This is a genomic window from Serratia proteamaculans, assembly GCF_013337185.1.
Classification (GTDB): domain Bacteria; phylum Pseudomonadota; class Gammaproteobacteria; order Enterobacterales; family Enterobacteriaceae; genus Serratia; species Serratia proteamaculans_D.
Genome location: NZ_SWDE01000005.1, coordinates 299,800 through 311,705 on the forward strand (window position 1 = coordinate 299,800; position 11,906 = coordinate 311,705).

Sequence of the window (11,906 nt, forward strand, 5' to 3'; positions counted from 1 at the left end):
AATTACTGGCCGCGCATTTGCTGGTGCTGCTGTTTGATTTGTTCCGCCACCTGCAGCAGGCTGGCCTCAATGTTTGCCAGCCTGGCGGCAGGGGTAAACAGGCAGGGCTGATGCTGACTGAACAACCGACGCTGTTCTGCCAGGCGCTGCGCCAACTGATCCATTTCGTCCAGCATTGCCTGCGGCGTGCCGCTGGTCTGTTTGCCGGGCTGGGCCAGTAGAGAGGGTTGGCGGCTAACGTCCAACACCGTCAGATGCAGTTGCTCATCGACTTCCAGGTCAATCTGCTGAGCGAAGCCAATGCCGTTCAGCTTGGCGCGCACGTCGCCGCCTTTTTGCAGCCAGTTTTCCAGCGCGCTGTTTTCAATACTCAGATGGTTGACCTGAATATCATGCAGTTGCAGCGGTTTTTGCAGCAACAGGGTCAGGGTGCCGGTACCGAGCGGTGTTGCCAGGGCAAACTGGGGCTTTCTGCTGAACATGCCGCCCTTTTTTACCAAGGCGATCGCCTGACTGTCGCTCTGCTGTTGTTGATGCTGCAGCCAGCGGGTATGGATCTGTTGCAGTTGGATCAGCAACGTTTGCTGTTGATAGGCCGACTCGCTTAGCAACTGCTCAACTTGCTGTTGCAGCAGTTTCAGTGAGCTGAGGTCGTGCCACAGGCAGTCTTTCAGCAGCAGCAGGTCGATCGGCGCTACGGCGTCGCGACCGCTGAAGAAGGCACAGGCCTGCAACAGTCGCAGCGCTTTTTTCCAGCGACGATCGGAAACGTATGGGGCACTTTCCAGCGCATCGAGCCGTTGGCGCAGTTGGAATATCAGTTCAAAGCAATTTTCAGGCAGCTTGATTTTGTCGATCTGCGGCTGCCACTGGTGATATTCCTCGTCACTGATGCTCAGTGCTTCGGGCACCGGGTTTTCATTCTCGTTCTGGCGGCTGACCAGCAGTGAGCGGAAATTCTGTTTATCCTGCACTTTATCCAACCACAGGCGTATCAACATGCGGTCATACAAGGCTTCCAGACTGTTGTCGGCTTCCGGCAGTTCGTTGGAGGCGGTGACCAGCAGCCGCAGAGGGATCGGTTCTTCGTTATTACCGTTTCGGAAACGGCGTTCGTTAATCGCCGTCAGCAGGGTATTGAGGATCGCCGGACCGGCCTTCCAGATTTCGTCCAGAAAGACGATTTCCGCCTCGGGCAGATAGCCGGCGGTCAGGCGTTGGTAGCGCCCTTCATCTTTTAAAGCCTGGATAGATAATGGGCCGAAGACTTCTTCCGGCGTTGAAAAGCGCGTCATTAGATATTCAAACGAGCGCGCGCTGCGAAAGGCGAATTTTAACCGGCGGGCAATCAGGCTTTTGGCAATGCCCGGTGGGCCAAGCAGAAACACGCTTTCACCGCTGAGTGCCGCCAGCAAACACAGGCGAATTGCTTCCTGCCGTTCATAAAGACCGCTCTCCAGCGCGCTGCTGAGGCGGGATATCCGTTCTGCCAGAAGTGATGATGGCGCCATATTATTGTCGTGTTGTCCGAGAGTTAGCCAATCTTGGTGGATAATCCGATGATAAACCACCATTATTTTTAATGGTATAGCTTGTTGATTAGTAAAATCTTTCTATTATCAAAAGGGTGGCTGGTTCACATTTTGTTTATTTTTAAGGTCTGATATAAGGATAGGCAAGCAGTATAAATCGTGCATACTGTGCGCCTTTTAGTGGGCGTAACGGATCTTAGAGCCCGTATCTTTGGCTGATGCGGATGCATCGCTAACGGATGTTCTAATAAAGAAACGAATTATGAGCACAGAGCATAAACAGTCCTTATCGGCGGTAACCCTGGCGGCAATTGGGGTGGTTTACGGTGATATCGGCACCAGCCCTCTCTATACTCTCCGAGAGTGTTTCTCCGGCCATTACGGCTTCGATGTTCGTCCAGATGTGGTTTTTGGCTTTCTTTCGCTGATTTTCTGGATGTTAATCATCATTGTTTCCCTCAAGTACCTTACCTACGTCATGCGGGCGGATAACGCCGGTGAAGGGGGGATACTGACGCTGATGTCGCTGGCCGGGCGCCATACTTCGGCGCGGACAACGTCCATATTGGTGATCCTGGGTCTGATTGGCGGCAGCTTCTTCTATGGCGAGGTGGTGATCACCCCGGCGATATCGGTGATGTCGGCGATAGAAGGCCTGGAAATTGCCGCGCCGTCGCTTGATGGCTATATCGTCCCGCTGTCGATTCTGGTTTTGACCCTGCTGTTTGCCATCCAAAAGCACGGTACTGGCAGCGTCGGCAAGCTGTTTGCGCCGGTCATGCTGCTGTGGTTTATCGTTCTGGCGGTGCTGGGGGCACGTAGCATCATGGCCAACCCGGAAGTGCTGCAGGCGTTAAACCCGAAATGGGCGCTGAACTTCTTTATCGAATATAAGAAGGTGTCGTTCTTTGCTCTGGGTGCGGTAGTGCTGTCGATCACCGGCGTTGAGGCGCTGTACGCCGACATGGGTCACTTTGGCAAATTCCCTATTCGTCTGGCCTGGTTCACCGTGGTGCTGCCTTCGCTGGTGCTGAATTACTTCGGCCAGGGTGCCTTACTGCTGAAAAATCCGGAGGCGATCAAGAATCCGTTCTTCCTGCTGGCACCGGATTGGGCGCTGGTCCCACTATTGATTCTGGCAACGCTGGCCACGGTTATCGCCTCACAGGCGGTGATCTCCGGCGTGTTCTCGCTGACTCGCCAGGCAGTGCGTCTGGGATATCTGTCACCGATGCGCATCATCCATACTTCGGAGATGGAATCCGGTCAAATCTATATCCCGGTGATCAACTGGACGCTGTATATCGCGGTCGTGCTGGTGATTATTGGTTTCGAACACTCCAGCAATCTGGCGGCGGCATACGGTATTGCCGTGACCGGCACCATGGTATTGACCAGTATTCTGGTGACCTCGGTGGCGATCAAAAATTGGCACTGGAACCGTTTCTTCGCCGTCGGCATTCTGGCTGTCTTGCTGATTATCGATGTGCCGATGTTCTCCGCCAACGCCTTGAAGCTGTTCTCTGGCGGTTGGTTGCCGTTGCTGCTGGCACTGGTGATGTTCATCATCATGACCACCTGGAAGAGCGAGCGTTTCCGCCTGCTGCGCCGCATGCACGAGCACGGTAACTCTCTCGAGGCAATGATCGCCTCACTGGAGAAATCTCCGCCGGTACGGGTGCCGGGGACTGCGGTCTTTATGTCGCGTGCCATCAACGTGATCCCTTTTGCGCTGTTGCATAACCTGAAACACAACAAGGTGCTGCATGAGCGAGTGGTGCTGTTGACACTGCGCACTGAAGACGCACCTTACGTCCACAACGTGCGGCGGGTGACCATCGAACAGCTTTCGCCGACCTTCTGGCGGGTGGTGGCCAGCTACGGCTGGCGTGAAACGCCGAACGTGGAGGAAGTGTTCCACCGCTGTGGGCTGGAAGGGCTGCCGTGCCGGATGACGGAAACCTCGTTCTTTATGTCGCACGAGTCGTTAATCCTGACCAAACGGCCTTGGTACCTGTTCCTGCGCGGCAAGCTGTTTATCGCGCTGAGCCGTAACGCGCTGCGTGCGCCGGACCAGTTTGAGATCCCACCCAATAGGGTGATCGAACTGGGAACCCAGGTCGAGATTTAACGTCCCCCAAGGGCTCAGCAACCGCTGGGCCCTTTCTGTTTATGTTCTCGGTAACACGAGCGAAACGTTTCGATGGCGATCACATTTCTGCACCGTCCCGGTTGCCTTCTGTTGGCGTTTTTTTAAACTCCAGACACAAGCGAAACGTTTCGCTGGTGGAGTGAGAAGAAAAAGATGAAAAAAGGCGTGCTGCTCAATGCTGATGTTTCTGCCGTGGTTTCCCGCCTCGGCCATACCGACCAGATCACCATCTGTGATGCAGGGCTGCCTATTCCGGCGGCAACGCAGCGTATCGATCTGGCGCTGACCCAGGGTGTGCCGACGTTTTTGCAGGTACTCGGGGTGGTTACGCAGGAAATGCAGGTAGAGAGCGCCATTCTGGCGGAAGAGATAGTTAAACAAAATCCGCAGCTCCATCGTGCGTTGTTGGCTCAACTGACCGAACTTGGCCAACACCAGGGTAATACCATCAGCGTGAGCTATATCAGCCACAGTGCGTTCAAAGCGCAAACTGAACATAGCCGGGCAGTGATCCGCAGCGGGGAATGCTCGCCGTACGCGAATGTGATCCTCTGCGCCGGCGTAACTTTCTGAGGCATTTATGCAACCTTTACTGCAACTGAAAGGGATCGATAAAGCCTTTCCCGGCGTGAAGGCGCTTTCCGGCGCCGCACTCAGCGTTTATCCCGGCAAGGTAATGGCGCTGGTGGGGGAAAACGGTGCCGGGAAGTCCACCATGATGAAAGTGCTGACCGGGATTTATAACAAGGATGCCGGCAGTCAGTATTTTCTCGGTAAAGAGGTGGCATTCAACGGGCCAAAGGATTCACAAGAAGCGGGTATTGGCATTATCCATCAGGAACTGAACCTGATCCCACAGTTGACGATCGCGGAAAACATCTTCCTCGGGCGCGAATTTGTTAACCGTATCGGCCGCATCGACTGGAAGCGCATGTATGCCGAAGCCGACAAACTGTTGGCGCGGTTAAACCTGAGTTACAGCAGCCACCGGCTGGTGGGCGAGCTGTCGATCGGTGATCAGCAGATGGTGGAAATCGCCAAGGTGCTGAGCTTCGAATCCAAAGTGATCATTATGGATGAACCGACGGATGCGCTAACCGACACTGAAACCGCCTCTTTATTTAAAGTGATCAACGAGCTGAAGGCCGAAGGGCGCGGCATTGTTTATATTTCGCATCGCCTGAAAGAGATTTTTGAAATTTGCGACGACGTCACGGTGTTTCGTGACGGGCAGTTTATTGCCGAGCGGCCGGTCAGCGAGCTGCAGGAAGATTCACTGATAGAAATGATGGTCGGCCGCAAGCTGGAAGAACAGTATCCACGTCTGAATCAGCCGCGCGGTGAAAAGCGACTGGAGGTCAGCCAGGTTTCCGGCCCGGGTGTGGATGACGTCAGCTTTACCCTGTACCGGGGCGAAATTCTTGGCGTGGCCGGGCTGATGGGCGCCGGGCGTACCGAACTGATGAAAATTATCTACGGTGCCGCGCCGCGCAAATCCGGTACCGTCAGCCTCGATGGCCGCCCGGTGGTTACCCATTCTCCGCAGGACGGCCTGGCGAACGGCATTGTGTATATCTCCGAAGACCGTAAGCGCGATGGCCTGGTGCTGGGGATGTCGGTGAAGGAAAACATGTCGCTGACGGCGCTGCGCTATTTCAGCCGTGCCGGTGGCAGCCTGAAACAGGCCGAAGAGCAACAGGCGGTGGGCGACTTCATCCGTTTGTTCAATATCAAGACGCCGTCGATGGAACAGCCTATTGGCCTGCTCTCCGGCGGTAACCAACAGAAAGTGGCGATCGCCCGTGGCCTGATGACGCGGCCAAAGGTGTTGATCCTCGATGAGCCGACACGCGGCGTCGATGTTGGCGCAAAAAAAGAAATCTATCAGTTAATCAACCAGTTCAAGCAGGAAGGGCTGAGCATCATTCTGGTGTCTTCGGAAATGCCGGAGGTGCTGGGCATGAGTGACCGCATCCTGGTGATGCACGAAGGACATCTCAGCGGTGAGTTCCCGATTGAACAGGCCACCCAGGAAGCGTTGATGGCTGCGGCCGTTGGCAAGCAATACGGCGTAAAGCAGGAGTAATCAGATATGAGTTCCCAGAGTGCGGCAAAACGCTGGTTCAGTAAAGAGTGGCTGTTAGAGCAAAAATCACTGATTGCTCTGCTGGTGCTGATCGCCGTGGTCTCTTCAATGAGCCCGAATTTCTTCACCGTAAATAACCTGTTCAATATTCTGCAGCAAACCTCGGTGAACGCCATAATGGCGGTGGGGATGACGTTGGTGATCCTCACTTCTGGCATCGATTTGTCGGTGGGATCGCTGCTGGCGCTGACCGGCGCGGTGGCGGCATCGATCGTCGGTTTCGAAATTAACGCGGTGGTAGCCGTGGCGGCTGCTCTGGCATTGGGGGCGGCAGTCGGCGCCTGTACCGGGGTGATCGTAGCCAAAGGCAAGGTGCAGGCGTTTATCGCTACTTTGGTGATGATGCTGCTGTTGCGCGGTGTCACCATGGTGTACACCAACGGCAGTCCGGTGAATACCGGCTTTACCGACGTGGCCGATACCTTCGGCTGGTTCGGCATCGGCCGTCCTCTGGGCGTTCCCACCCCGATCTGGATCATGGCGATCGTGTTTATTGCCGCCTGGTACATGCTGCACCATACCCGTCTGGGTCGTTATATTTATGCCCTGGGCGGTAACGAAGCGGCGACCCGTCTGTCCGGTATCAGCGTTGATAAAGTGAAGATTATCGTTTATTCGCTTTGTGGACTGCTGGCGGCACTGGCGGGGGTGATTGAAGTCGCGCGCCTGTCTTCCGCGCAGCCAACGGCCGGTACCGGCTATGAGTTGGATGCCATTGCCGCGGTGGTGCTGGGTGGTACCAGCCTGGCCGGTGGCAAGGGCCGCATTGTTGGTACGTTGATCGGGGCGCTGATCCTTGGCTTTCTGAACAACGGTCTGAATTTACTGGGTGTTTCTTCGTACTACCAAATGATCGTGAAGGCAGTGGTAATACTGCTGGCGGTTCTGGTAGAGAACAAAAGCAACAAATAACCTCCCCCTACAGGAATCACGATGATGAAAATGAAAAAACTGGCAATTCTGGCTTCAGCCTTCGCGCTGAGCGCCACCCTGAGTGCTAACGCGTTGGCTAAAGACACCATCGCGCTGGTGGTTTCTACCCTGAATAACCCGTTCTTTGTCTCAATGAAAGAGGGCGCACAGCAGGAAGCCAATAAGCTGGGTTACAACCTGGTGGTGCTGGACTCGCAAAACAACCCGGCGAAAGAACTGGCGAACGTACAGGACCTGATGGTGCAGGCACCCAAGTTGTTGCTGATTAACCCAACCGATTCTGATGCGGTCGGCAACGCCATCAAGATGGCCAACCAGGCCAAGATCCCGGTTATCACCCTGGACCGTGTGGCAAGCAAAGGTGAAGTAGTCAGCCACATCGCTTCGGATAACCGCGTCGGCGGTAAAATGGCCGGTGACTTTATTGCCAAGAAAGTGGGCGCAGACGCTAAAGTGATCCAACTGGAAGGCATCGCCGGTACCTCCGCCGCCCGTGAACGTGGCGAAGGCTTCAAACAGTCGCTGGATCAGAACAAATTTAAACTACTGGCCAGCCAGCCGGCAGATTTTGACCGTACCAAAGGCCTGAACGTGATGCAGAACCTGCTGACCGCTCATCCGGACGTGCAGGCGGTGTTTGCCCAGAACGATGAAATGGCGCTGGGAGCACTGCGTGCGCTGCAAACCGCCGGTAAAACAGACGTGGTCGTGGTAGGCTTCGACGGCACCGCTGACGGCGTGAAAGCGGTTGAAGGCGGCAAACTGGCAGCGACCGTGGCACAACGCCCGGATCAGATCGGTGTGATTGGTGTTGAAACGGCGGATAAAGTGTTGAAAGGCGAAAAAGTGCCGGCCACTATCCCGGTTGATCTCAAGCTGGTCACCAAATAACACTCTGTAGCACCAAGCGCCATCAAAACGGGGCGTTTATGATGGCGCGCAATTCAGGAATCAATGCGATGGCAACAGGTAAGCTGGTGGTTCTGGGCAGTATCAATGCCGACCATATCCTTAATATTGAGCAGTTTCCCCAACCGGGCGAAACGGTGATCGGGAAGCAGTATAAAGTGGCGTTTGGCGGCAAAGGCGCCAACCAGGCGGTGGCAGCAGGGCGCAGCGGCGCGGATATCGCTTTTATCGCCTGCGTGGGCGCTGATGACATCGGCGAACGCATTCGTCAGCAGCTGGCGACCGATCGCATTGATACCCAACCAATAGAGGCGATTGCCGAAAACACTACCGGCGTCGCGCTGATTTTTGTCAATGCTGAAGGCGAGAACGTGATCGGCATTGATGCCGGCGCCAATGCCGCAGTGACTCCCGATTATCTGGCTCGCTATCAGCAAAAAGTGATCGATGCCGACGCGCTGTTAATGCAGCTCGAGTCGCCGCTGGAGACGGTTATCGCCGCTGCCGGCCTGGCGAAACAGCATCAGACTCAGGTGATCCTCAATCCTGCGCCGGCCCGTGAACTGCCGGACGAATTATTGGCAATGATCGATATGATTACGCCAAACGAAACCGAAGCCCAGCGCCTGACCGGTATTGCGGTCAATAATGATGATGACGCCGCGCGTGCCGCACAGGCTTTGCATGATAAAGGCATTGCCACGGTGATCATCACCCTTGGCAGCCGTGGCGTTTGGCTGAGTGAGAACGGCAAGGGTAAGCTGGTACCTGGCTTCAGGGTTAAAGCGGTAGACACCATCGCCGCCGGCGATACTTTCAATGGGGCGCTGGTCACAGCGCTGCTGGAAGGCAAAACCATGGCAGAGGCGGTACGATTTGCCCATGCGGCAGCAGCCATTGCGGTGACTCGTCCTGGCGCGCAGCCTTCCGTACCCTGGCGCGAAGAGATCGACACCTTCTTGCAGCAGCAGGAGTAATCCCCTTGGCCACCATGAAAGACGTCGCCCGCCTGGCGGGCGTTTCAACCTCGACGGTCTCGCACGTCATTAATGACAATCGCTTTGTCAGCGACAGCGTGCGGGCCAAAGTCATGGCGGCCGTTGAACAACTGAACTATGCGCCTTCTGCACTGGCGCGTAGCCTCAAACTGAACCAGACGCGCACCATTGGCATGCTGGTGACCTCCAGCAATAACCCGTTTTATGCCGAAGTTGTGCGTGGCGTTGAGCGCAGTTGCTATGAGCGTGGTTACAGCCTGATCCTGTGCAATACCGAAGAAGATGCCGCACGCATGAATCGCAACATGGAGACGCTGCTGCAAAAGCGCGTCGATGGCTTGCTGTTGATGTGTACCGAAAATCATCGGCCATCGCAGGACGCGCTGAGCCGCTATCCTTCGTTGCCGATAGTCATGATGGATTGGGCGCCGTTCGAAGGGGCCAACGATATCATTCAGGATAACTCGCTGCTGGGTGGTGAGATGGCGACCGATCACCTGATCGCCCGTGGATATCGCAAGATTGCCTGCATCGCCGGCCCACAGGATAAAACTACCGCCCGCCATCGGTTGGAGGGCTACCGTCGAGCCATGCAGCGCGCCGGGTTGGCCGTCTTGCCGGGGTACGAAGTGCACTGCGATTTTGAATTTGAAGGCGGCGTGGATGCCATGAAGCAACTGCTGGCACTGGCTGAACCCCCGCATGCGGTATTCGCCGGTAACGATGCGGTAGCCGTAGGTGCCTATCAGGCGCTTTATCAGGCCGGCTTGTCGGTGCCGCAGGATATGGCGGTGATGGGCTACGATGATATAGAACTGGCCAAATATCTGGCGCCACCGTTAAGCACCATTCACCAACCGAAAGATTCACTGGGGGAATTGGCGATTGATACGCTGATTAACCGCCTGCAGAATCCGGAACGCGCAGCCCAGGTTCTGGTGTTGACCCCTGAGCTGGTGGAGCGTGCTTCTGTCGGTTACCGTTAGCCTGCAGTTTTAACCGGTTTTTTCGGGTCCTGGCCACTGATCAGGTTACGGCCGTCCTTTCTTCTCAGCAGCATAAACACAAACGCCGAGGCCACGGTGACAATCCCCATGGTAATAAAGGTGTAGTGGAAGTGATCGACCATGGTTCCCGGTGACATGGTTTGATAGAAACGCAGCACCGCCGCGCTGATCGCCACCCCGAAGCTAATAGAAAGCTGTTGAGTCACTGCCAGCACGCTGTTGCCGGAGCTGGCATTGGCATCGTTCAAATCTGCCAGGCTGATGGTATTCATGGCGGTGAATTGCGTAGACATCGCCATCCCCAGCACGAACAACGGCAGGATCATCAGCCACAGCGGCATCCCCGGGCTTTGCAGCGCGAACTGGGCAATCAGCACGCCGATAATCATGGTGATGCCCACCAGAGTTTTACGATAGCCGAACCAACGCAGCACCTGAGTGACGGTGGATTTGGCCATCAATGAACCGACCGCCGTCGGCGCCATCATGCAACCGGCAATAATCGCCGAGTAACCGAAACCCACCTGCAACATCAGTGGCATCAGGAACGGCACGCAGCCGGTCCCCAGCCGTGAGGCTACGTTACCGGCAATCCCCACCGAGAAGGTTCGCGTCTGGAACAGGTCCAGGCCAATCAGCGGTTGAGGGTGCCTGCGAGCATGAACGATGTAGCCGAACAGCATCACGACCCCACTGAGTAAAATACCCAGCGAGATATAGCTGGCAAGTACCTGCTCGCCAAACAGCTCAAGCCCGGTGGAAACCAGTACCAGGCTCAGCCCAAACAGCATAAAGCCCATAAAATCGAAGCGCCGTTTGGGGGTAGTAAAGTCCGGCATATATTTACGCGCATAGAAGATACCGAGCAGGCCAATCGGGATATTGATAAGGAAAATCCAGTGCCAGGTGGCGTAGGTCACCAGCCAGCCGCCCAGCATCGGCCCCATGATCGGCCCAACCAGCCCCGGCATGGTTACGAAGTTCAGCACCGGCAACAGTTCGCTGCGTGGGTAGGCGCGCAGCAGAGCCAGGCGCGCCACCGGCATCATCATCGCTCCGCCGACGCCCTGAATGACTCGAGACGTTACCAACAGGCTTAACGTCGGAGAAAGTGCACACAGCAGCGAACCGAGAGTAAACAGAGAAACCGCGACGATAAACACCCGGCGGGTACCGAAGCGATCCGCCAGCCAGCCGCTGACCGGGATCAGCATCGCTACCGTCAGGGTATAGCTGATCACCGCCGACTGCATCGCCAGCGGTGAACGCTCAAGACTTTGAGCTATCGCCGGCAACGCCGTATTGAGGATGGTGGCGTCCAGTGCCTGCATAAAGAACGCCATGGCGGCGATCCAGGGTAGCCCTGCCATACTGCGCGCGGATTTAGTCATTGTGAGTTCCGGTTAACTGTCGTCTTCGTCCCTTTCATCTTCTTCTATATATAAGTAGGGGCGTTAGTCTTTCTCTCTAAGCAAAACCTGGCAGGCGGTTAATGCCGCTGCGCTTTCACCGGCGAGTATCGCATCGACGATGGCCTGATGGTGCTGGAGCTTAATCACTTCGTTGCCGGTGATGGCGCGGAAGTAACTTTGATATACCGAACTGAACAGATTGGCAAACGAGGTCAGAAATGGGTTGCCGCTGGCTTCATAGATCAGCTGGTGGAATTGGGTATCCACCTGGATCCAGTGCTCCCGGTCGAACTGGATATGCAGGGCGCGCATTTCCGCCATCAGTTCAGCCAGTCGTGCGGTTTGCTGATGGCTGGCATTGGCCGCCGCCAGTGAGCAGGCCTGAGGTTCCAGAGAGGTACGCAATATAAGGAAGTGCTGCATGACCTGATCAAAGTTTTCCTTGGTCATCCACCAGGTCAGCAAATCCTGATCGAGAAAGTTCCACTGGCTTTGTGGCATCACCCGGGTCCCAATGCGTGGTCGGGGTAACAGCATACCTTTGGCGGCCAGCATCTTCACGGCTTCGCGTACTGCTGTGCGGCTAACACCGAATTGTTCTCCCAGTTCCATCTCTCCGGGCAGGATGCTGCCGGCCTGATAATCGCCTGCCAGAATTTGTTGGCCGAGTTTTTCTGCAAGCAGATAAGAAAGATTGCGTTGGGCGGCCTGTTGTTGAGCATTAAATTGCATGGCTGCGAGTCCTTAACTGACATTGTTACTCTTATTTTACTCTACGGATCGCCAGCTTTTGCGGCTGTTTACCGGAAAAAGTGAT

10 protein-coding genes are annotated in these 11,906 nt (G+C 55.6%); 7 read left to right on the top strand and 3 right to left on the bottom strand.

Translation table 11 applies throughout. The annotated features are described in order from the left end of the window. Positions 1–2: 2 nt before the first annotated feature. Complete coding sequence (ravA, locus tag FCL49_RS19760) at positions 3–1,511, bottom strand: ATPase RavA (RefSeq protein ID WP_174354835.1); 1,509 nt, start codon at positions 1,509–1,511, stop codon at positions 3–5. A 283-nt stretch (positions 1,512–1,794) separates the two neighbouring features. Here ravA and kup point away from each other — a divergent pair, with 283 nt between their 5' ends. The 7 genes from kup to rbsR all read left to right on the top strand — a co-directional run bounded on the left by kup (position 1,795) and on the right by rbsR (position 9,656). Next, complete coding sequence (gene kup, locus FCL49_RS19765; RefSeq protein ID WP_174354836.1) at positions 1,795–3,663, top strand: low affinity potassium transporter Kup; 1,869 nt, start codon at positions 1,795–1,797, stop codon at positions 3,661–3,663. A gap of 174 nt (positions 3,664–3,837) precedes the next feature. Next, positions 3,838–4,257, top strand: a complete 420-nt coding sequence (gene rbsD / locus FCL49_RS19770) for a D-ribose pyranase (RefSeq protein WP_174354837.1) — start codon at positions 3,838–3,840, stop codon at positions 4,255–4,257. A gap of 7 nt (positions 4,258–4,264) precedes the next feature. Continuing rightward, positions 4,265–5,770, top strand: coding sequence for a ribose ABC transporter ATP-binding protein RbsA (rbsA, locus tag FCL49_RS19775; protein ID WP_174354838.1), 1,506 nt, complete (start codon positions 4,265–4,267; stop codon positions 5,768–5,770). 6 nt (positions 5,771–5,776) lie between these two features. Then, positions 5,777–6,742, top strand: a complete 966-nt coding sequence (gene rbsC, locus FCL49_RS19780) for a ribose ABC transporter permease (protein WP_174354839.1) — start codon at positions 5,777–5,779, stop codon at positions 6,740–6,742. A gap of 24 nt (positions 6,743–6,766) precedes the next feature. Continuing rightward, on the top strand, positions 6,767–7,654 hold the full coding sequence (gene rbsB / locus FCL49_RS19785; protein WP_085120130.1) for a ribose ABC transporter substrate-binding protein RbsB: 888 nt from the start codon (positions 6,767–6,769) through the stop codon (positions 7,652–7,654). Between the two features lie 68 nt (positions 7,655–7,722). Further along, positions 7,723–8,649, top strand: coding sequence for a ribokinase (gene rbsK, locus FCL49_RS19790; RefSeq protein WP_174354840.1), 927 nt, complete (start codon positions 7,723–7,725; stop codon positions 8,647–8,649). 5 nt (positions 8,650–8,654) lie between these two features. Then, positions 8,655–9,656 carry a ribose operon transcriptional repressor RbsR gene (gene rbsR, locus FCL49_RS19795; RefSeq protein WP_174354841.1) on the top strand — a complete coding sequence of 334 codons (1,002 nt, stop codon included), beginning with the start codon at positions 8,655–8,657 and terminating at the stop codon, positions 9,654–9,656. Here the strand turns inward: rbsR and mdtD are convergent. Continuing rightward, on the bottom strand, positions 9,653–11,068 hold the full coding sequence (gene mdtD, locus FCL49_RS19800; RefSeq protein WP_174354842.1) for a multidrug transporter subunit MdtD: 1,416 nt from the start codon (positions 11,066–11,068) through the stop codon (positions 9,653–9,655). The genes rbsR and mdtD overlap by 4 nt on opposite strands. Before the next feature lie 63 nt (positions 11,069–11,131). Continuing rightward, positions 11,132–11,821 carry a FadR/GntR family transcriptional regulator gene (locus FCL49_RS19805; RefSeq protein ID WP_174354843.1) on the bottom strand — a complete coding sequence of 230 codons (690 nt, stop codon included), beginning with the start codon at positions 11,819–11,821 and terminating at the stop codon, positions 11,132–11,134. Positions 11,822–11,906 lie beyond the last annotated feature (85 nt).